16 protein-coding genes and 2 pseudogenes are annotated in these 21,503 nt (G+C 71.0%); 10 read left to right on the top strand and 8 right to left on the bottom strand.

Annotated features, from left to right (window positions below):
* Window position 1 precedes the first annotated feature (1 nt).
* The 9 genes and pseudogenes from IF22_RS0114790 to IF22_RS0114750 form a co-directional block, all read left to right on the top strand.
* Entirely contained in the window at window positions 2–802 is an 801-nt protein-coding gene (locus IF22_RS0114790; protein WP_030332279.1) for a CpaE/TadZ family protein, read from the top strand.
* A complete protein-coding gene (locus IF22_RS0114785) occupies window positions 792–2,327 on the top strand; it encodes a TadA family conjugal transfer-associated ATPase (RefSeq protein WP_030332277.1) in 1,536 nt (511 codons plus the stop codon). The genes IF22_RS0114790 and IF22_RS0114785 overlap by 11 nt, the downstream gene beginning before the upstream one ends.
* A pseudogene (locus tag IF22_RS0114780) lies at window positions 2,288–3,234 on the top strand (type II secretion system F family protein). The gene IF22_RS0114785 and the pseudogene IF22_RS0114780 overlap by 40 nt, the downstream one beginning before the upstream one ends.
* Complete coding sequence (locus tag IF22_RS0114775; protein ID WP_030332275.1) at window positions 3,234–4,103, top strand: type II secretion system F family protein; 870 nt, start codon at window positions 3,234–3,236, stop codon at window positions 4,101–4,103. The pseudogene IF22_RS0114780 and the gene IF22_RS0114775 overlap by 1 nt, the downstream one beginning before the upstream one ends.
* A 25-nt stretch (window positions 4,104–4,128) precedes the next feature.
* The gene (locus IF22_RS0114770) at window positions 4,129–4,332 is read left to right on the top strand and encodes a hypothetical protein (protein ID WP_030332273.1); all 204 of its coding nucleotides are present in this window, start codon (window positions 4,129–4,131) and stop codon (window positions 4,330–4,332) included.
* A 17-nt stretch (window positions 4,333–4,349) separates the two neighbouring features.
* On the top strand, window positions 4,350–4,781 hold the full coding sequence (locus IF22_RS0114765; RefSeq protein WP_030332271.1) for a TadE/TadG family type IV pilus assembly protein: 432 nt from the start codon (window positions 4,350–4,352) through the stop codon (window positions 4,779–4,781).
* Window positions 4,778–5,245 (top strand): TadE/TadG family type IV pilus assembly protein, encoded by a 468-nt coding sequence (locus tag IF22_RS0114760; RefSeq protein ID WP_030332270.1) that lies wholly within the window; start codon window positions 4,778–4,780, stop codon window positions 5,243–5,245. The genes IF22_RS0114765 and IF22_RS0114760 overlap by 4 nt, the downstream gene beginning before the upstream one ends.
* Complete coding sequence (locus IF22_RS0114755; RefSeq protein ID WP_030332268.1) at window positions 5,242–5,691, top strand: pilus assembly protein TadG-related protein; 450 nt, start codon at window positions 5,242–5,244, stop codon at window positions 5,689–5,691. Before IF22_RS0114760 ends, IF22_RS0114755 begins: the two co-directional genes overlap by 4 nt.
* A gap of 14 nt (window positions 5,692–5,705) precedes the next feature.
* Window positions 5,706–6,773, top strand: a pseudogene (locus tag IF22_RS0114750) (LysM peptidoglycan-binding domain-containing protein); the annotation flags it as partial.
* Window positions 6,774–7,597: 824 nt separating this feature from the next.
* Here the strand turns inward: IF22_RS0114750 and IF22_RS0114745 are convergent.
* Entirely contained in the window at window positions 7,598–8,452 is an 855-nt protein-coding gene (locus tag IF22_RS0114745; RefSeq protein WP_030332264.1) for a Rieske (2Fe-2S) protein, read from the bottom strand.
* Window positions 8,453–8,636: 184 nt separating this feature from the next.
* Between IF22_RS0114745 and IF22_RS0114740 the strand changes: the two genes are divergently transcribed.
* Window positions 8,637–9,437 carry a crotonase/enoyl-CoA hydratase family protein gene (locus IF22_RS0114740; protein ID WP_051708473.1) on the top strand — a complete coding sequence of 267 codons (801 nt, stop codon included), beginning with the start codon at window positions 8,637–8,639 and terminating at the stop codon, window positions 9,435–9,437.
* Window position 9,438: 1 nt separating this feature from the next.
* Here the strand turns inward: IF22_RS0114740 and IF22_RS0114735 are convergent, their stop codons facing one another.
* The 7 genes from IF22_RS0114735 to IF22_RS0114705 all read right to left on the bottom strand — a co-directional run bounded on the left by IF22_RS0114735 (window position 9,439) and on the right by IF22_RS0114705 (window position 21,466).
* Window positions 9,439–13,137, bottom strand: a complete 3,699-nt coding sequence (locus IF22_RS0114735; protein WP_081883827.1) for a discoidin domain-containing protein — start codon at window positions 13,135–13,137, stop codon at window positions 9,439–9,441.
* A gap of 134 nt (window positions 13,138–13,271) precedes the next feature.
* The gene (locus tag IF22_RS0114730) at window positions 13,272–14,936 is read right to left on the bottom strand and encodes a glycoside hydrolase family 13 protein (RefSeq protein WP_036411527.1); all 1,665 of its coding nucleotides are present in this window, start codon (window positions 14,934–14,936) and stop codon (window positions 13,272–13,274) included.
* A 101-nt stretch (window positions 14,937–15,037) separates the two neighbouring features.
* On the bottom strand, window positions 15,038–15,925 hold the full coding sequence (locus IF22_RS0114725) for a carbohydrate ABC transporter permease (RefSeq protein WP_030332256.1): 888 nt from the start codon (window positions 15,923–15,925) through the stop codon (window positions 15,038–15,040).
* A gap of 11 nt (window positions 15,926–15,936) precedes the next feature.
* Window positions 15,937–16,893: a carbohydrate ABC transporter permease gene (locus IF22_RS0114720; RefSeq protein ID WP_030332254.1), complete on the bottom strand. Its 957-nt coding sequence runs from the start codon at window positions 16,891–16,893 to the stop codon at window positions 15,937–15,939.
* A gap of 86 nt (window positions 16,894–16,979) precedes the next feature.
* Complete coding sequence (locus IF22_RS0114715) at window positions 16,980–18,359, bottom strand: ABC transporter substrate-binding protein (protein ID WP_030332252.1); 1,380 nt, start codon at window positions 18,357–18,359, stop codon at window positions 16,980–16,982.
* A 348-nt stretch (window positions 18,360–18,707) separates the two neighbouring features.
* Window positions 18,708–19,712, bottom strand: coding sequence for a LacI family DNA-binding transcriptional regulator (locus IF22_RS0114710; RefSeq protein WP_030332250.1), 1,005 nt, complete (start codon window positions 19,710–19,712; stop codon window positions 18,708–18,710).
* Between the two features lie 266 nt (window positions 19,713–19,978).
* Window positions 19,979–21,466 carry a dihydrolipoyl dehydrogenase family protein gene (locus tag IF22_RS0114705; RefSeq protein WP_030332249.1) on the bottom strand — a complete coding sequence of 496 codons (1,488 nt, stop codon included), beginning with the start codon at window positions 21,464–21,466 and terminating at the stop codon, window positions 19,979–19,981.
* Between the last annotated feature and the right edge of the window lie 37 nt (window positions 21,467–21,503).

Here is a 21,503-nt window from a genome sequence, read left to right as displayed (position 1 = left end):
CATGGCGATCATCGCGCTGGTGTCCGCGAAGGGCTCACCCGGCGTCACCACCTCGGCGCTGGCCTGCGCGCTGGCCTGGCACCGACGGCTGGTGGTCGCCGAATGTGACCCGGCCGGCGGCTCGATCCTCGCCGGCTACCTCGGCGGCCAACTGGACGGCCCACGCGGCATCGGCGAGCTGGCCGTCGGGGAGCTGCGCGACGGCAACCTGGAGACCGGGTTCTGGTCCCAGCTGGTCGACCTGGACGCGCCCCACCGGGAACGGCTGCTGCTGCCCGGCCTCGTCGACCCCGCCCAGAGCGGCAGCGTCACCCCGCTCTGGCAGCGCTTCGCCGACTACTTCGACGCCCTCGACCGCGGCACACCCGGCTACGACGTGCTTGTCGACTGTGGCCGGCTGCACGTGACCGGGCCGCCGTGGCCGGTGTTGCGGGCCGCGTCGGTGGTGCTGTTGGTGACCCGGGCGCACCTGCCGGACCTCTCCGGCACCCGCGCGGTGGTCACCACCATCGAACGGGACTTCGCCGAGCACCGGGTGGCCCCCGGCACCCTGCGGCTGCTGCTGGTCGGCGACGGTCACGGGCGGGCCGAGATCAGCCGGGCGCTGAAGCTGCCGGTGATCGCACGGCTGCCGCACGATCCGCGTACCGCCCGGGTGCTCGCCCTGGGCGGGACCGTGCGCGCCGGTCGGCCGCTGATGCGCGCGGCGGCCGCGCTGGAGGTCCCGATCGGGGCGCTCCTGGAGCGGCGACGGGCCCGCCTGGCGTGGCCCGTGCAGCAGGGGGTGCCGGATGCGGTTTGAGCCGGTCTCCACCGATCCGCGCCAGCAGCCACCCGGCGTGACCTCGACCGCGCCGCCACTGGCCGTGCCGAACGGCCGGCACCACCAGTCCGTGCCGCAGCCGATGCCCGCGGTCACCGCGCCGCCGGAGCCGCCGCCCCGGCCGCGAATGGACTTCCAGGTGGTCCGGGAGCTGCGCCGGGAACTCACCGAACGGCTCACCCTCTGGCAGCGCGGCCGGGAGTTCACCGTCGACGAGGAGGACACCGAGCGGGCCCGCCTCGCTGTCACCGTCGTCGCCGCGTACGCGGACTCGGTGCGCCGGGCCGGTACGCCGATGGCCGCCAGCGAGGAACGTCTGCTGCTCGACCAGGTGACCGCCGAGTTGGTCGGGCTCGGCCGGCTACAGACCCTGCTTGTCGACGACACCATCGAGGAGGTGCACATCCTCGGCTGCGACCAGGTACGCATCACCCGGCACGGCGGTGGGGTGGACTGGGCCGAGCCGATCGCCGACAGCGACGCCGAACTGGTGGAGATCCTCCAGGCGGCGGCCCGGCGGGCGGGCGCGACCGAGCGCTCCCTGTCCACAGTGAAGCCGACCCTCGACCTGCAACTGCCCGACGGCAGCCGGTTGGCAGCGGTGTTCCTGGTCAGCCACCGCCCGTACGCGGTGATCCGCAAGCACAACACCCTGGACGTGAGCCTCGACGACATCGCGGGCGGCCGCAACGACCTGGACGAGATGATCGACCCGCTGCTGCGCGACTTCCTCCGCGCGGCCATGCGCGCCGGTCTGAACATCATGGTCGCCGGGTTGGCCGGTGCCGGAAAGACCACTGTCATCCGGGCGCTGATGAACGAGATCCCACCCGACGAGCCGTACGTGCTGCTGGAGGAGAGTCGGGAGCTGCTCCCGGCCCGCCGCCGGGAACGGCACCGGGCGGTGATGAGCTTCGAGGCCCGGGAGGGCCACGGCGAACGCGGCTTCGACGGCCGCCCGGCCGGTGAGGTGACCATCGCCGACCTGATCCCGCTGTCGCTGCGGATGGGCGTCCTGCGGATCATCGTGGGTGAGGTGCGGTCCCGGGAGATCGTGCCGATGCTCCAGGCGATGACCACCAGCCGGGGGTCGATGTGCACCATCCACGCCCGTACCGCGGCGGGTGTGGGTGAACGGATCGTCGAGCTGGCGTTGGCGCACGGCCGGGAGATGACAGTCGACCAGGCCCGCCGGATGGCCGGCAACGCGCTCGACCTGATCGTCTACGTCACCGTCGAGGACGAGACCGCGATCGGTGGGCGCAAACACCGGTTCGTCTCTCATGTGGAGGAGGTGATCGGGGCCGGCGAAGCCGGTCGGATCACCACCACCACGGTCTTCGGGCCCGGCCCGGACGGTCGTGCGGTCCCCCGGCACCTGCCGGAGCGGGTCCGTGACCAGTTGCTGCGGGTGGGTTACGACGCGCGGCTGCTGACCCGGTGGGTCGAGGCCGGTGCCGGCGCGTGGCGGCGGCCCCGGCAGACCCGACTGGCCCGGCGGTGACCTGATGCTCGGCAGCCTGGAACTGATCGCGGTGATCTCCGGGGCCGCCTGTGTGGCCGGGTTGCTGCTGGCCGTGGTCGCGCTGGTCGGCACCCGCCGGCCGCCCGGGCCGACCCCGGGCGGCGGCCCGGGGCTGAGCCGACTGTGGCGGGGGCCGGGCAGCACTCCGGCCGAGCAGCGGGCCTACCAGGCGCTGCTGGTCGCCGCGGTGGCCGCCGGCGCGCTGGCGTTCCTGTTGACCGGTCTGCCGGTGGTGGGCCTGCTGGTGGCGGTGGCGGTGCCCGGCACCCCGTGGCTGTTCGGGGTGGGCAAGGCCGAACAGCGGGCGATCGCCCGGATCGAGGCGGTCGGCGAGTGGACCCGCCGACTCAAGGACGTCTCCGGCACCGGGCAGGGTCTCCAGCAGTCGATCATCGGCACGATCGGCAGCGTGCCACCCGGCATCGAGGACGAGGTACGGCTGCTCGCCGCCCGCCTACAGGCCGGCTGGCTGGCCCGTTCCGCGCTGCTGGCGTTCGCCGACGAGATCGCCGACCCGGTCTGCGACCAGGTGGTGGCGGCGCTGATCCTGCACCTGTCGGACCGGGGTGAGCGGCTGGGTGACGTGCTCGGTTCGATCGCCGGCGCGGCGTCCGCCGAGGTGGCGACCCGTCGGGAGATCGAGGCAAAGCGCACGCAGCCCCGGTTCGCGGTCCGCTTCCTCACCGGAATGACCCTGGCGACCCTGGCGTACGGGCTGATCAACATCGAGTACATCAAGCCGTACGGCACGCCGGTGGGTCAGCTGGTGATGGCCGCCCTCGGTGCCGCCTTCATCGGCCTGCTGGCCTGGGTGCGGTCGATGAGCCAGCCGCGACGTCCGGCCCGGTTCCTGCCGGCGCCCGACCCGGCCGAGGTGATCGCGTGATCGTGAACTGGCAGTTGGCTCTCGCGGTCTGCGGTGGCGCCGGGATCGGTCTGGGTGTTTTCCTGGTGGTCCGGGAGCTGGTGCCGGCGACACCGGCGCTCGGGCCGGCGCTGCGCCGGCTACACCAGCCACCGGGCACCGGCCGGGTCGCCACGCCCGCGTCCCGGCGGCTCGACTCGCTGACCGGGTTGTCCCGCTGGTTGCGACCGCCGCAGCGGCAGCTGGCCCTGATTGGTCAGACGCCCGAGCAGTACGCGCTGTCGGTGCTGCTCTCCACGCTGATCGGGCTGGCCACGCCGACGCTGCTCGGGGTGACGCTGTGGGCGCTCGGCGTCTCGTTCCCGCTGGTGGTGCCGGTGCTCGGCAGCCTGGGCCTGGCGCTGCTGGGCGGTCTGCTGGCGCACCGGGCGGTGCTGACCAAGGCGGATGCCGCCCGTGACGAGTTCCGCCAGGCCGTCTGCACCTACCTCGACCTGGTGGCGTTGCAGCTCTCGGCGGCGCACGGGCCGGTGCAGTCGCTGGAGCGGGCGGCGGCGGTCTGTGACGGCTGGGTGTTCGACCGGCTGCAGGAGTCGCTGCGGATCGCCCAGATGCAGATGCACGCGCCCTGGGACGAACTCCGCGACCTCGCCGACAAGGTCGGCATTCCGGAGTTGGGGGACGTCGGCGCGATCATGCGCTCGTCCGGCAGCGAGGGCGCGCAGGTGCACGAGACGCTGCGCAGTCGGGCCGACTCGCTGCGCGACCAGATCCGCACCGACAACCTCACCCGCGCCGAGGGGGTGACCAGCAAGCTCGACATCCCGGGCGCGCTGCTCGTCTTCGTGCTGCTCGGGTTCGTCCTCTATCCGTTCATCACCCGTGTCTGACCCCACCCCCTTGAAGGAGAACGCGATGTCCATCCTCAGCTATCTGCACGTCGTGCTGACGACGCGCCTGGCCGAGTTGCGCCGCGACGGTGAGCGGGGCGACAGCCCGGTGCCCACCGCGGTGATCATCGCCGGCCTGGTCGCCGTCGCCATGGCTGTCACCGCGTTGGCGCTGACCAAGGCCAACGACTGGATGACCAAGATCCCGGGCTACTCGCCCCCGAAGTAGCCGGCGTGAGTCGAGCAATGTCGTCGAGGTGGAGCCGGGCGGTCACCGCCGCCCGGCACCCTCTCGCGGCCGACGACCGTGAGCGGGGGGCCAACCCGGTGGAGCTTGCCGTGATGATGCCGCTGATCCTGGTGCTGCTCTTCGCCTCGATCCAGGTCGCGGCCGTCTTCCTGGCCCGCTCCACCGCGTTGAACGCGGCGCAGAGTGGCGTCAACGCGCAGCGGACCTATGAGGCGCCCGACGGCGCCGGGGTGGAGAGCGCCTCCCGCTTCCTGCGAGCCGCCGGTGGCTGGCTGGTGGGCTGGGACAAGGCCGGCCCGACCTGCGTGACCAGCCCGACCGAGGTGACCTGCACGGTGAGCGGCCGCTCGCTGTCCGTGGTGCCCGGCGTGGACTTCGCGATACAGCAGACCGCCCACGGCACGGTGGAGAGGGTGACCCCGCCATGACCCGGGCCGCCGAGCGGGGCTCGGTCTCCATCGAGGTGGCGGTGCTGGCGCCCGCGTTCATCGCGCTGATGGTGCTGGCCGGCGTGGTCGGGCGCAGCGCGGTGGCGGCGGAGGCGCTCGACGCGGCCGCGCACGACGCCGCCCGGGCGGCCTCGATCTCCCGCAGTTCCGCCACCGCCAAGACGGCGGCGTTGGAGGCCGCCCGGAAACAGCTGGACTGGCACGGCCTGGCCTGCGCCAACGACCTGGAGCCGACGTTCACCGGCTCGATCGCCGGCAAGGACTCCGGGTTCGACGACGCCTTCAGCAGCTCGGTCGGTACGGACGCCACGGTGACGGTGACAATCAGCTGCCGGGTGTCCTTCCGGGACATCACCCTCGACATCCTGCCTGGGATGACGAGTGAACGGCTGATCACCGGGCAGTTCACCTCCCCGCTCGACCGTTACCGGAGTCGGCGATGACGGCCACCACGTCGGCCGCCGGGCCCGCGCGGGCAGGTGAGCACGGCCGGGTGAGCATCTTCCTCGCGGTGACGATGATCGGCGTACTGGCCATCATCGGTCTCTCCTTCGACGGCGCCGGTCAGCTCCGCACCCTGCAACGGGCCCAGAACCTGGCCGCCGAGGCGGCTCGGGCCGGCGGTCAGGCCATCGACCGGGCCACCGCCATCGAGGGCGGCCCGAAACGGATCGACCAGCCGCAGGCACGCGTGGCGGTCGCCGACTACCTGGCTGCCGCGAAGGCCGCCGGCCACACCGTGAGCTTTCCCGAGGTCGACGGGGAGATCCTGATCCGGGTGACCGTCTCCATCACCTACCACCGCTCGATGCTCGGACCGTTCGTCCAGGACAAGACGGTCACCGTCACCGGCGAGGCGACCGCACGTGCCATCACCGCAGCAGCGTAGGAAGGAAGGCAGCCATGCCCGTATCGGGTGGGTCCGTGGTACGGCGGACCGGACGGATCCTCACCGGCATCGGCGCACTGGCCGTGCTCCTGGTGCTGCTGGTCGGCGCGCCGATCGCGTTGCTCGCCTTCGCCGGTAACCCCCTGCCCGATCACCTGCCCACCCTCGGGGAGGTGGGAACCGCGCTGACCAGCCGGGATGACGGCCAGCTCTTCCTGCGGGCGTTGGCCGTTGCGGGTTGGTTCGGCTGGGCCACGTTCGCCTTCTCCGTCCTCGTCGAGCTGGGCGCGCAGACCCTGCGCCGGCCGGCGCCGAAGCTGCCCGGAATGGGCCGCCAGCAGAAGGCCGCCGCCGCGCTGGTCGGCTCGGTGGCGCTGATCCTGGTGGCGAGCCCGGCCGCCGCCAGCGCCGCGGCGGTCTATGGAGCTCCGGCGTACGCGAATCCGGGCGCACCGGCCGTCACCACGCTGGCCGCGCCGACCCGCGCCGCGACGACACCGGACACTGCCGCGCCGGTGGCCCGGGGCGGGCTGCTCGGCCTGGCCGGGGCAGGGCTCGCCGCACCCGGCGGCCCGGCGGCGACCGACGAGGCCGCACCGGTGTACCGGGTGGCGCGGGGCGACTACCTCGGGGAGGTGGCCGAGCGGTACCTGGACGAGTTCGGCGACTACCGGCAGCTCGCCAAGCTCAACAAGCTCGACGACCCGGACCGGATCCGCCCCGGCCAACTACTCCGACTGCCCACCGAGGCCACCGACCAGGGGGCCCGGCAGCACGCCACCGGCCGGCTCGTCGACCGGCCCACGGCGCCGAAGCCGCCCGCGCCCCGGCCAGCACCCGAGCAGGCCGCACCCCCGCGGGTGACCCCGGCACCACCCAGCGGTACGCAGTCGACGGGCCAGCCGCCCGCGATGACGGTCGGTGCGGCCCGGGCCGGTGACGTCGATCGGGTGAACCGCCCGCTGGCGGTCTCCGCCGTACTGGCCGTGGCGAGCATCGTCGGCGCCCAGATCGGCGCTGTCCTGGGACTGCGCCGCCGCCCGGCCACCGCAGCCGGCGCTCCCCGGCTGGCCGCTCCCTCCCGCAGACCCCGAGGCGGCGCGGCCCGGAGCAGCAGCGGCGGGGCGGGCCGGAACACTGGCGGGGCGGGCCGGAGCGGCGATGGGGCAGGGCTGAGCACTGGCGGGGCGGGCCGGCCGACCAGTGGTGGGGCGGCCGGTAGCGGGGCCGCGTGGGCTGCCAGCCGGGCGGCGGCCATCGAGGGCCCCTCGACACCGACCGGTGGCGCGGCACCGGGCGGGAACGATCTCGCACTTCGCGGCACCGGGATGACGCCTAATGGCAGCGGCGTCGCACCTACCGGCAGCGGCACGGCACCCGCCGGCGGCGGCACGGCATCCTCCCGCGGCGGCGCGGCACCCGCCGGCGGCGGAATGGCTACCGACGGCGCTGGCGAGTGGAGTGGCGACGACGGCTGGGCCGGCGCCGGTGCCGAAGGCGGGCTGTTCAACGGTGAGCACGGGTTGGATTCCGTACCGGACGGACCGCCGGTCGGCCGCCACCGACGCAGCTGAGGAGATCGACCCGCGCGACGCTGTCGCACGGCTGGCCCTGTTCAGGCTCCGCGTCTGGTGCGGGGGTGTGCCGCCTGGCCACGGCGACCGGCCAGCACGGTGGCGACGGTCTGGTCACCCGGCCGCAGCGGGAGCGCCCCGAGGCAATTCCTCGGGAAGCGAGATGCCTGTGAGTCATAAAGATGACCCACAGGCATCGGCGTCGAGCGTGTCATTGCCTCCGGGGTCGCCACGGAGTGTTACCAGGTGCGCCGACGTGTCGCGGCCGGCCCGCTCCATGGGGTCCGTGCACAAGCATCGCCGCCGACCAGAGCAGCGGTCGCGGCCGATGGTCAGGGCAGGCGGGTCTGGAGCACGCCGTTCTGGATCCGGGTGGGCAGGACCTGCTGGTCGTTGCCGGACGGCCCCTGCACTACCTCGCCGCCGTTGAGCCGGAACGCGCTGCCGTGCCACGGGCAGACCACACAGGCGTGACCGTCGATCTCCTGCACTTCGCCCTCGCCGAGCGGCCCGCTCTGGTGCGGGCAGCGCTCCAACATCACCGTCACCTCGTCACCGTGCCGGTAGAGGATCACCGAGATGTTGTCGTCCACCTCCCGGGTGATCAGGGTGCGCTGCGGCAACGTCGCCATGTCGGCCAACGAGTGCCAACCGTCGGTCATCCGGTGCAGCTCGGAGATGCTCTGGTTGACCTGCGCCCCCTGCTTGTACGCGAGGTGACCCCCGATGTACGCCCCCAGGCTCACGGTGGAGAGCCCGAGGAAGCCGAGCGCGCGGCCCATCCCGTGGCGGCCGGACATCCGAGCGGCCAGCGAGCCGGCGTAGATCGCCATGCCGACGGTGTTGGCGGCGGCGTGCACCAGGCCGACCCGACGCTGGTCCCGGGCGAGCGCCGCCCAGTCGTTCAGACCGGCGACGGCCGCTGGCAGCGCGCTGACCGTGCCCAGACCGACCAGCACGGCGGCCGGCCGGCGCTGCCCGGGCATGAGGTCCAGCACCGCGGCGCTGATCCACGCACCGACCGGCACCTGCACCATCGCCGGGTGCAGCGGGTGCCCGAGGGTCACCCCGTGCAGCAGATCGCGCAGCCGGCGCGGACGCAGCGTCCCCAGGACGACCTTCTGCAACCGGTCACCCGCGCCATCCAGCCGGGAGTCCTGCTCAACTTTCGTCAATAGTGCTCGCACGAGTACCGACTTCCCGGCGATCGTCGTCGCAAACCGGTCGGCGGCGACAAACCTGCCGCACCCCCACGCCGCCGATCGTGCAGGCCCTGCGCCGAGGGTCCGGGGCACAATCCGCATAACGCCACCCGGAAGTGCAAGATCGACGGGGATTGTGGGGGTGCGGCGGGCCGGGCATGCTGGCGGGATGGGTGTGCGGGTGGAGCGGCGTGGACCGGTCAGCACAGTGGTGCTGGATCGGCCGGCGACGCGGAACGCCGTCGACGGTCCCACCGCGCGGTCGCTGGCGGACGCGTTCCGGGCCTTCGAGGCCGACCCGGACTCGGCGGTGGCGGTGCTCTGGGGTGCCGGGGGCACGTTCTGCTCCGGTGCCGACCTCACGGCGATCGGCACGCCGAGCGGCAACCGGGTGGAGCCGGAGGGGGACGGCCCGATGGGTCCGACCCGGATGACGCTCGGCAAACCGGTGATCGCGGCGATCTCCGGGTACGCGGTGGCCGGCGGCCTGGAGTTGGCGCTCTGGTGTGACCTGCGGGTCGCCGAGTCCGATGCGACCCTCGGCGTGTTCTGCCGCCGCTGGGGAGTGCCGTTGATCGACGGCGGCACTGTCCGGCTGCCCCGGTTGATCGGCGAGAGCCGGGCGATGGACCTGATCCTCACCGGCCGCCCGGTGCCGGCCGATGAGGCGTACACGATGGGGTTGGTCAACCGGGTGGTGCCACCCGGCCAGGCGCGGGCGGCGGCCGAGGAGTTGGCGGCGTCGATCGCCCGGCACCCGCAGACCTGCCTGCGCAACGACCGGGCCGCGGTGCTGGCCGGCGCGGGGCGGCCGGAGCCGGAGGCGCTGGCGACCGAGTTGGCGTACGGGATGGACTCGCTGGCGGCGGACGCGCTGGCCGGCGCGGCCCGGTTTGCCGCCGGCGCGGGCCGGCACGGCACGACGCCGCCGGAAGAGGGGACCCTCCCGACGGCGTCGACCACGCGCTAGCTCAGTTGCGGTTGATGGTGAAGGTTGTCGTGGTGTTGCGGATGTCCTGGTAGTTGTTGGTCAGCCGCAGGTTGGTGAAGGTGACCGAGCCGACCGCCGGGCCCTGACCGGGTTCCGGCATCTCGTTGGCCCAGATCGCGAAGCCGGACTTCGCGTCGTACGCGTCACCGCTCTTGCGGACGCCGCTGATCGAGACGTTGGTGAAGACCGTGTCGGTGATCGGGTTCTCCGGCTGCGACCCGTTGTACTTGGTCTGGAACATGATCCCGGTGTACGTCGGGTCGACGATGTCCACGTCGGACACCCGGATGCCGCGGAACTCCTTGGATGCGGAGAAGACCCAGATCGCGGGGAACGTCTGGGAGCCCCAGAAGTGTCCGCCGGCTCTGACGATCGAGATGTTCTGGAACTGGGTGGGCGGGCTGGCCCCGAACCCGATGAACGGGTAGCCGAAGTCCAGCGAGCTGATGGTGATCCCGGAGTACGTCAACATGTCCGCGATGTAGAGGTTGCGGAAGATGTTGTTGTAGCCGCCGTAGACCGCCAACCCGGCCGCCCGCCACGTCAGCGTGGCCGTCAGGTTCTCGAACACGTTGCCGTTGTTGCCGACCGAGGCACCCTGGTCGGTCGCCGAGAAGAGGGCGAACGCGTCGTCGCCGTTCGACCGCCCCTCGGTGTTGGTGATCAGGTTGTTGGTGCTGCCGTTGGTCAGGTTCACCCCGTCGGCGAAGGTGTTGCGGAAGCGGCTGTTCTTGATGGTCAGCCCGCTGACGCTCACCCCCCAGTACGCGCAGACGGTGTGCTCGACCCAGACACTGTCCAGGGTCATGTTGTCGACGTCCTTCAGCTCACCCCACACCTTGCCCGGCCCGTCGATCCGGTTGGTGTAGTTGCCGAAGAAGGCCAGGTGCGAGAAGGACGACCCGCTGGCCGAGGACTCCACCCGGAAGCCCGCGTCGGTGTTCTGCTGGCCGGTCGGCGTCTGGAAGCGGGTGTACCACATGCCCGCGCCCGTCACGGTGATCGGCTTGCCGTACACCTGGAACTTCTGGGCGGTCTCGTAGGTGCCGGCCGGCAGGTAGACGCCGACCAGGTTGCCGGTGGTGTCCATCCGGACCGCGTCCAGCGCGTTCTGCACGTCCTGGTGGCTGAAGCCGGACGGCACCCGGAAACGGGCCGGGTCCGGGTTGGCCCGGGGTGCGACCAGCTCCAGGTTGACGAAGTCGATCGCGTACGTGGTGGTGTTGGCCGGGTCCTTCTGCAGACGGATCCTGCTGCCGGCCGGGATGGTCGAGTTCAGCATCACGTTCGCCTCGTCGTACAGGTGGCGAGGCGGGCCGGCACTCGGCGAGTCACTCGGGCTGGCCTCCGCGCCGTACAACCAGATGTGCTTGGAGGTCAGGTTGATCGGCTTGTGGAGGGTGCCGTTGACGTAGATGTTCAGCGTCGAGTCGATCCCCCCGCCGCCCGGTGCGTCGGGAATCGAGAAGCGGGTGACCAGGGTGTTGGTCGCCGCCCGGGTGGTCCACTCGACGTACGCGCCGGTGCTGTTCAGGGTGACCGCCCGACGCCCGGACGCCTCGCCGCCGAGGTTGCCGATGTCCCGGTTCGGGCCGACCTGCCCGGCGCCGCCGCCGGTGGTGCCGTCCTCGGCCTCGTACATGTCGTAGCCGAGGTTCGCACCGCGCCCCACGAAGAGCGGGCGGTCGGTGGTGTTGTTGGTCTGCTTGACCGGCAGTTCGTTGCCGTCCACGGCGAGCACCACCCGGACGGTGTACTTGCCGTTCGCGGCGGTCCAGGTGCCCAGGTTGACCGGTCCGACCGTCGCACCGGCGTTGATCACGCCGGAGTAGGAGCCGGTCAGGGTCCGGACGGCGGTGCCGGACTCGTTGAGCACGGTGAGCGTGATGTCGTGCGCGCCCGACGCGGACGCCTGGTTGCCGGCGTTGCGGATCGACACGGAGAAGGTGACGGTGCTGCCCGGCGGCGGGTTGCCCGGCGACCAGTCGACGGCCGAGGCGACCAGGTCGGAGCTGGCCACCGCACCGACCACCAGCGGGCTGGGGTTGGAGTAGCTGTTGTTGGTGTCGTCGGACTCGACGACGGTGTTCGACTCGTCGACCTTCGCGCTCAGCGGGTAGCTGCCCGAGTCGCGGGTGCCGATGCTGGCGCTGACAGTCGTCGACGCGCCGGCCGCGAGGCTGCCGACCGACGCGGTGCCGACCCGGGTGGCGCCCAGGTAGAAGTTGACGTTCGTCGCCCCGGAGGCCGCCGAACCGGCGTTGCGCACCGTCGCGGAGAGCGTGATGGTGCTGGTCTCCACGGGGGCGGACGGGCTGAACGACATGCCGGTGACGGTCAGGTCCGGGTTCGGCGCGGGGGTGCCGAAGACCTGGAACTCGGCCACCTGCCCGGCCGGTGCGCCGGTGTTCGAGGCGATCGAGAGCCGTACGTCGGCGGCCGCGCCGGAGACCGGGATGGTCACCGTGTTGCCGCTGCCCGGGTTGAAGGTGTAGTTCGCCGCCCCGACCAGTGTGGTGAAGGACGACGAGGCCTGGTCCCGGCCGAGCACCGTGATGTTCTGGGTACGCGTGCCCCACGCCGAGTCCGGGTTGAGCTTCAGCACGATCTGGCTGAGGCTGGCGTTCGCGCCGAGCTGCACGGTCAGCGTGCTCGGGTTGCCGTTGCCCTCCCAGTAGGTGGCCACGTTGTTGTCGTTGGCGTTGGTGGCCACGAACGTGTGCACGAACCCGGAGGCGGTGATCGGCTTACCGACCGCCAGGTTGCTCCCCGTCGGTGGGGTGCCGGTGCCGGTCCGGGTCACGGTGTTGCTGTTCGCCGACTGGTTGCCGGCCGCGTCCTTGGCCCGCACGTAGTACGAGACGGTGGCGCTGTCCGCCTGGTTGTCGGTGTACGTCACTGTCGAGCCGTTGACGCTGCCGCGCAGCGCGCCGTTGGCGTAGATGTCGTAGCCCGTCACAGCGACGTTGTCGGTCGACGCCGACCAGGTGAGCCGGATCTGCCCGCTGGCCGGCTGGGTGTACGCCAGGTTGCCCGGGACGCTCGGGGCCTGGGTGTCGGTGCTGCCGGTGGCGCCGTACACCTCCACCTCGGAGAACTGCGCGGCCGGCCAGCCGGTGTTGCCGGTGACCTGCACGCGTACGTAGCGGGTGCTGGCGGCGGTGAAGCTGACGGTGGCGGTGTTGCCGCTGCTCGGATTGAACGTGTAGCCGGCGGACGCCTTCAGGGTGGTGAAGGACGAGCCGTTGGTCGAGCCCAGCACCGACAGGGTCTGCGTGCGGGTCTGCCAGTCCGACGAGGGCGGCAGTTTCAGCACCACCCGATCCACGGTGACGGTGGCGCCCAGGTCCGCCTGGATCCACTGCGGGAACGCGTTGTTGGCGCTTTCCCAGTAGGTCGAGGCGTTGCCGTCGTTGGCGTTGACCGCGACGTAGTTCTGGTTGTAGCTGCTGGCGGTCATGGTCGCGGAAAGGCCGGCGAGCATGGCCACGCGAGCGGCTGCGGCGGAGGGGTCGGCCTTCGGTGCCGCGCTGGCCGTGGGGGTGACGACCGGCGCGGTGACGAGAAGCATTCCGGCGAGCGCACCGGCGAGCAGCCGTCGACCGGTGCGGGTGGTGGCGGGGACGGGGTGGGGCGGGCCGCTCGGCGGCGTGCCTCGTGTGGTGCCAGTTCTGGACATGGGTCGCTACACCTCTTTCGGGGGTGGGTGTCGGTGCGTTGCCCGTCGACGGGTGCGGGGGTACGCCCGTCGTTCCTCCTTCCTGGGGTGAGGTGGTGCCGGCGGCAGGGACGGGGCCGCCGGCACCGAAGCGGTCAGGTCTGGTCGGCTCCCTTCGCCGCGCGCGGCCCGTCCGCCACGTCGGGGGTACGCAGCCAGACCGCTGTGTCGCAGGGCAGCAGCCCTTCGTCGAGCGGCCCGCTGGCCAGCAGCAACTCCGCTTCGGCGGGCAACGGCACGGCCGTGTCGGAGAGGTTGACCAGGCAGGTGAAGCCACCACCGCGGCTGAACGCGAGCACCCCGTCCGGGGCCGGCAGCCAGGTGAGCGTGCCGTCACCGAGCGCCGGTTCGGCCCGCCGCGCTTGGATCGCCGCCCGGTACAGCTCCAGCATCGAGGCCGAGTCGCCGGTCTGCGCGCGGGCCGTGCGGTCCTTCCAGTCCGCCGGCTGCGGCAGCCACGGCGCGGCGGCACCCTCGGGGCTGAACTCGAACGGCGGCTCGTCCCCGGCCCAGGGCAGCGGCACGCGGCAGCCGTCCCGACCGGGGTCGATCCGGCCGGACCGTTCCCACATCGGGTCCTGGCGCAGCGCGTACGGGATGTCCTCGACCTCGTAGAGGCCCAACTCCTCGCCCTGGTAGACGTAGGCGGCACCGGGCAGCGACAGGGAGAGCAGCGCGGCGGCCCGGGCCCGGCGGGTGCCCAGCTCCAGGTCGGTGGGGATGCCCTCGCGTTTGGCGGCGAAGCTGAACCGGGTGTCCGCCCGGCCGTAGCGGGTGACGTGCCGGGTGACGTCGTGGTTCGAGAGCACCCAGGTGGCCGGCGCGCCGACCGGCGCGTGCGCGCTCAGCGTCCCGTCGATGCTCTCCCGCAGCGCCGCGGCGTCCCACGCGCAGCCGAGAAAGTCGAAGTTGAACGCGGCGTGCAGCTCGTCCGGGCGCAGGTAGTTGGCGAACCGCTGCCGGTCCGGCAGCCACACCTCACCGATCAGCGCCCGGTCGGGGTACTCGTCGGCGACCCGACGCCAGCCCCGGTAGATGTCGTGCACCCCGTCGAGGTCGTGGAACGGGTGCGGCTGGTCCGGTCGGACCTCGGGCAGCGTCCCGTCCTTGACCAGGAGCCCGGCCGAGTCGATCCGGATGCCGTCCACGCCCCTGTCGAACCAGAACCGCAGGATGTCCTCGAACTCCTCCCGCACCCGGGGGTGGTCCCAGTTGAAGTCCGGCTGCTGCGGGGCGAACAGGTGCAGGTACCAGTCGCCGGGGGTGCCGTCCGGGTTGGTGGTGCGGGTCCAGGTCTCGCCGCCGAACTCGCCGACCCAGTCGGTGGGCCGTTCGTCGCCGTTGGGTCCCCGGCCGGGCCGGAACCAGAACAGGTCCCGTTCGGGTGCCCCCGGCCCGCCGGCGAGCGCGGCCTGGAACCACGGGTGCGCGTCCGAGCAGTGGTTCGGCACCACGTCGACGATGGTCCGGATGCCCAGCTCGTGCGCCTCCGCGATCAGCGCCTCCGCCTCGGCCAGGGTGCCGAAGACCGGGTCGATGTCGCGGTAGTCGGAGACGTCGTAGCCGGCGTCGGCCATCGGGGACGGGTACCAGGGACTGAACCAGATCGCGTCGACGCCGAGCGCGGACAGGTGGTTGAGCCGGGACCGGATGCCGGCGATGTCGCCGATGCCGTCGCCGTTGCCGTCGGCGAAGCTCCGGGGATACACCTGGTAGATCACCGCTCCCCGCCACCACGGACTTCTGTCAGCTGTGGACACGAGCACCTGCTTTCTGCGTCAGTACGTCGGCGTGTTCGCCGGACCTGGTCATGTGTCGGGCGAACGGTCGTCGTTCGCCGCGCGGAGGGATCCGGTGATGGCTATCCCTTGATGCTGCCCGTGGTCAGACCGGACATGATGTTGCGTTGGAAGATCAGGAAGATGATGACCGTGGGGATCGCGGCGATGACCGACGCGGCGATCACCACGTTCATCGGCGTACCGCCGGCGAAGGCGTAGATGCCGACGCTGACCGTCCGGGTCTCGGGCGAGGGCATGACCAGCTTCGGCCAGAGGAAGTCCTTCCAGACCGCCGTCACCGCGAAGATCGACACTACGCCGAGGATGGGACGCGACAGCGGCAGGATGATCGACCACAGGGTGCGCAGCGACGTCGCCCCGTCCATCAGGGCGGCCGCCATCAACTCCTCCGGGATCGAGTCGAAGAACCGCTTCAGCAGGAAGATGTTGAACGCGTTGGCGACCAGTGGCAGCCAGATGGCGAACGGTGAGTCGAGCAGGTTGATGTGCACGATCGGCAGGTCGATCACCGTCACGTACTGCGGGACGATGAGGACCATCGCCGGGATCATCAGCGTCCCCAGCATCAGGGCGAGGATCACGTTGCCGAAGATCGGCCGGAGCTTGGACAACGAGTACGCGGCGGCGGTGTCGAGGACGAGCTGGAACAGCACCGCGCCGATCGCGTAGTAGAAGGTGTTGAAGAGCAGCTTGGCGAGGTCCAGGTTGTTCCACGCGTCGATGTAGTTCTGCGGCTGCGGGTCCTTCGGGAACAGCGAGGGCGGAGTCTGGGCGATCTCCTGGCCGGACTTGAGCGCGCCGGTGACCATCCAGTAGAGCGGCCCGAGGAAGACGAGCGTGAACCCCGCCACGACGACGACCAGCAGCGTCCAGTAGATGATCCGGCCACGCCCCCGGCTGATCTGGGTCTGGGAGATGAGGGTCCGGGCTGCGGAGTCCTGTGCCATTCCTCGCCGTCCTAGTCCTGTTTCGCAGTCAGCCGCACGTACACGGCGGAGAAGCCGGCCAGCACCACGAGCATGATCACGCCCAGGGCGGCGGCGCCGTTGAGGTCGTTCTGGAAGAACCCGTGCTGGTAGATGAGGTACGCCACCGAGGTAGCCGAGTCCTCCGCGCCCGCGCCGTTGGCGAGGATCAGGGGCTCGATGAAGAGCTGCATCGTGGCGACGATCTGCAACATCGCCAGGAGCGCGAGGATCAACCGGGTCTGCGGGATGGTCACGTGACGGATCCGCCGCCAGATTCCGGCGCCGTCGAGTTCGGCGGCCTCGTAGAGCTCGCCGGGAATGTTCTGCAGCGACGCCAGGTAGATGAGCACCGCGCCGCCCATGTTCATCCAGGTCGACGCGACCACCATCGCCGGCATCGTCATCTCGGGCGACTGCATCCACTGCGAGGTGGGCAGGTGCAACGCCTTGAGGATCGCGTTGAAGAGCCCCGCCTCGCTGGGGTCGTACGCGTAGAACTTGAAGAGGAACAGCGCGGAGGCCGGCGGCAGCATCACCGGCAGGTACACCAGGATCCGCAGGTAGCCCTTGCCGTGGCGGAACTCGTTGAGCAGGATCGCCACGAAGAACGGCACCGCGTACCCGAGGACGAGCGCCAGCCCGGTGAAGTAGAACGTGTTCTTCCACGCGGGCCAGAAGCTCGGGTCGGCGATGAGACGGGTGTAGTTGTCCCAGCCCACCCAGGTGGTCTCGCCGCGCCGGGTCCGCTGGAAGCTCATGACGATGCCGCGGACCATCGGGTACCAGGAGAAGACGACGAAGCAGAGCACCGCACCGATCAGGAACGCGTGCCCGGTGAGGTTGTCCCGTACCTTGCGGCCGAGGCCCGTGCGCTGCGGCCTCGCCGAGTACGGCGACGGCGGACGGCCCGGTTTCCTGGGGGTCTCCGGGACGGTGGTGATCGCCAAGGCAACTCCTGGGTGAGTCGGTGACGTCGAGGCGTGGTGCGAGTGGCGTGGGGGTCGGGTCGGCGTCCCGACCCCCACACGAGCGGTCAGCTCTCGGCGGCGAGGAGCTGGTTGACCTTCTCCTCGGCGGTCTTGAGCAGGGCGTCGATGTTCGAGTTCGGGTTGGTCAGCACACCCGACATCGCGGCGTCGAGCACCGCATAGATGGCCTGGGCGTTGCGCGGCTCACCCTTGATCGGGACCGGGGTCGCCTCGAAGAGCGCGAAGTTCGCCGTGTCGACGTTCGCGTTCGCCTTGCGCAGCTCCAGCTCCTGCTTCTGCGCGTCGCTGCCGTTGGCGAAGAGCAGCGGCTGGGGCAGACCCACCGGATAGTTCTGCGGCTTGGCCCGGACGTAGTCGAACTGGCCCTTGCCCGGGGTGAGCTTCTGGTACGCGATCCACTTCAGACCGGCCTTGACCTGCTCGGGAGTGAGGTCCTTCTTGAAGAAGTAACCCTCGCCACCACCGAGGGTCCCCTTCGCCGCGCCGTCCTGGCCGGGCAGCGGAGCCATCGCCCAGTCCTGGAACTTGCCCTGGAACTGGCTGACGATCGCCTGGGTGGCGTCCGGCGCTCCGATGAACATGCCGACCTTGCCAGCGCCGGCGTTCGTCAGCAGGTCGCCCCACTGGAGCAGCTGACGGGCGCCCATGCTGTTGTCGCCGTACCGCATGTCCTTGAGGTTCTGCAGGACCTGCTTGCCCATCGGGTTGTTGAAGTCGGCCTTCTTGCCGTCCTCGCTGAGCACCCGGCCGCCCTGCGAGTAGAGCAGGGAGGTGAAGTGCCAGCCGCCGGTGTTGCCGGCGCTGTACTCGGAGTAGCCAGCGATGCCGTTGCCGAGCGCGGAGATCTTCTTGGCGGCGGCCCGGACGTCGGCCCAGGTCTTCGGGGGGTTGTTCACGTCGAGCCCGGCCTGCTGGAACAGGACCTTGTTGTAGACCAGGCCCATCGAGTAGTTCTTCACCGGAACGGCGTAGAGCTTGCCGCCGTCGCTGAAGACCTCCTTGAGCGCCGGGTCGACGCTGTCCCAGGTCGGAATCGCGTCCTTGTTGACGTGCTGGCTGATGTCCATCGCCTGACCGGAGTCGAGCACCTGCTGGAGGTCGGTCATGTACCCGTAGAACACGTCGGTCACGGTGCCGCCGGCCAGACGGGCGGTGAAGTCCGGCGGGTTGTTGCACTGCTCGCCAACGCTGACGCTCTTGATGACGATGTCCGGGTTCTGCTTCTGGAACTCGGCGACGTCGTCGTTCCAGTTCTTCAGCAGCTCTTTCTGGGCACCGACCGGCTGGCAGTCCACCGTGATGGTGACCTTGCCGCCGGCGGTCGCGCCCTTGTCGTCACTCTTCGTGGAGCACGCCGTGAGGCTGAGCCCCAGGCCGGCCACGAGCGCGACCGCCGCAGCCTTTCGGTATTGCGGTACGGACATCTGTCCATCCCTTCGGGAACGGGTGTCTCCAATGACCTTCGCTGATCTGCGGTGATACGACCTGACGCCCAGTAGCTGCGTCGGAGCCAGGTGTGAGTGGAGTCACTGTAGCGAGACCGACTCATTCCAGCAAGGTTTCGATCGTGTTCTGAAAGGACACGACTTACTAACGACAGATGCCGACGGAACACTGGAACTGCCCTGACTTGGTGGCTTTTGGACAGTTATGGACGGGCGGCGGTTCGGACCCGGCCGACGCGGTTCCGGCAACGACGAAAGGCCGCCGACCGCGCGAGGCGGTCGACGGCCGAAGCGTCGTTTCAGCGGGGGCGGATCACCCCGGGTCGGTCAGCGACGAGGAGCGGGAGCGGTGGAGCCGCGTACCACCAGCTCGGGCTCGAACAGCAGCTCGTCCTGCAACACGCCGGCACCCTCGATCTGGGTGACCAGCAGATCTACGGCGGCCTGCCCCATCGTCTCGATCGGCTGCCGCACCGTGGTCAACGGCGGGTCGGTGCACGTCATGAACGCGGAGTCGTCGAAGCCCACCACCGACACGTCGGCCGGCACCGAACGGCCCAGCCGCCGGGCCGCGCGGATCGTGCCCAACGCCAGGACGTCGCTGGCGCAGATGATGCCGGTCACGCCCCGCTCGACCAACTTCGTCGCGGCGACCCGCGCCCCCTCCATCGAGAAGCTGGAGCGCTCGACGCACTCAGCGTCGCCCTCGCCCCAACCCGCAGCCTGGATCATCGCGTCCAGCTTGCGCCGGGACGGCACATGCCCTTCCGGGCCGAGCACCATGCCGATCCGCTCGTGCCCGAGCGAGCGCAGGTGCCCGTACGCCTGCTCCACCGCCACCGCGTCGTCGGTGGAGACCCGGGGGAACCCCAGCTCGTCGACACCTGCGTTGACCAGCACGACCGGAAGCCCTCGGTCGGTCAGCCGGCGGTAGTGGTCGTGCCGGGCGTCGGCGAGCGCGTACGAACCACCAGCGAAGATCACCCCGGAGACCTGGTGGTCGAGGAGCATCTCCACGTAGTCCATTTCGGAGACGCCGCCGATGGTGCGGGCACAGAGCGCCGGGGTGTAGCCGCGCTGGGCGAGCGTGCCGGTGACGACCTCCGCCAGCGCCGGGAAGATCGGGTTCTGCAACTCCGGCAGCACCAACCCGACCAGCCGGGCGCGTTCGCCACGCAACTTGGTCGGCCGCTCGTAACCGAGCACGTCCAGCGCCGTCAGCACGGCCGTCCGGGTCGCCTCGGAGACGCCGTCCCGGCCGTTGAGCACCCGGCTGACGGTGGCCTCGCTGACGCCCGCCTTCTTGGCAACTTCTGTCAACCGCTTGGTCACGGCCGCAATCGTACGTCACCTGCATGAAAGAAATGAACAGCAAACTGCGCCGCGCTTGCTGGCCGGCTGCTCGCGCGTGCGGCGCATGCCTCCGACGCCCCGGCGGCCGATCGGGTACGGGTGGCCACGTCGACGGCCGGCAAGGTCACGCTCGATCCAGGATGTACTGGCAACGGAACGCCGGGATGCCCACGACATCCTGGATGTTGCGCGATCTTGCGGGTTGCGGGGCGGGGGCGCGGAGCGGCGCACACCCGGGCAGGGGGTCAGGACAGATCGCGCAGGGCGGACTCGATGGCCCGGTGGAAGGTCGGGTACGCGTAAATCATGTGCCGGAGCTGACTCAGCGGCACCGCCGCGTGCACCGCCACCACCAGTGCGGACAGCACCTCACCGCCGGCCGGGCCGACCGAGGTGCCACCGATCAGCACGCCCTGGTCGGCGTCCGCGATGAGCTTGATGAAACCGTCGTCGCCGACCCGATGGATCCAACCTCGGGTCGAGCTGCCGAGTTTGGTGAAGCCCACCTGCACGTTGATGCCGCGCTCACGTGCCTGCTGCTCGGTGAGCCCGACCGCACCGATCTCGGGGTCGGTGAACGTCACCCGGGGCAGCGCGCGGTAGTCGGCTCGCGGGACGGTGCCGGCAGATCCGCTCGAACCGCTGGCGGCCAGTGCGCTGGACGCGCCCATCGCTCCGCCGACCACGCTGGAGGTGCCGCTGGCGTCCGCCCCGGCCTTCGCCTTCCGGGCGTGGGCCAGGACGTCCGCGATCACAATCCCCGCCTGGTACATGGCGATGTGGGTGAAGGCACCCTCGCCGGTCAGGTCGCCGACCGCCCAGACATGCTCGGTGACGTGCAGACGGTCGTCGACCGGCAGGAACCGCTGGCTGGCGTCCAGCCCGACCGTGTCCAGACCCAGCTCGGCCAGGTGGGCCTTGCGCCCGGTCACCACCAGCAGCCGGTCGGCGGTGAACTCCGCGCCGCCCTCACCCCGCAGTGTGAACCGGGTCCCGTCGTGCTCGACCCGTTCGGCGCGTACCCCGGTGTGGATCTCCACGCCGTCGGCGCGCAGCGCCGCGGCGGCGACCTCGGACGCCTCGGGCTCCTCGATGGCCAGCACCCGGTCGAGCGCCTCGACCACTGTGACCCGGACCCCGAAGCGGGCGAAGACCTGCGCCAACTCCAGACCGATGGCGCCGCCGCCGAGCACGAGCAGCGACTCCGGCAGCTCCTCGACCTCGATCGCCTGGTGGTTGGTCCAGTACGGCGTGTCGGCCAGGCCGTCGATCGGCGGCACCGACGGACGGGTACCGGTGCCCAGCACCACCCCGTACCGGGCCTCGAACACCTGGTCACCGACGCGGACCCGGCGCGGACCGTCGAGCCGCCCGCTGCCCCGCACGAGCCGGCCGCCCTTGCCGATGAACCGCTCGGCCGCGACCGTGTCGTCCCAGGTGTCGGTGGCTTCCTCGCGGATCCGCTTCGCCACCGGCGCCCAGTCCGGCTGGACCTGCGCCGTCCCGGCGAGCCCGTCGACCCGGCGGGCCTCGGCGAGCGCGTTGGCCGCCCTGATCATCATCTTGCTCGGGATGCAGCCCCAGTACGGGCACTCCCCGCCGACGAGATCCCGTTCGACGCCGACGACGCTCAGGCCGGCCTCGGCGAGCCGTTCGGCCACCTCCTCGCCGCCGACTCCGAGCCCGACCACGACCACATCAACCAGCTCCGGCTCCGCCACACCAAACAGCATCCCCCGGCGACACCACCCCGGCCACCGAGGTCGGCGG

Source organism: Micromonospora parva (assembly GCF_000718515.1).
Lineage (GTDB): Bacteria > Actinomycetota > Actinomycetes > Mycobacteriales > Micromonosporaceae > Micromonospora > Micromonospora parva.
This window is presented reverse-complemented; position numbering and strand designations above follow the sequence as displayed.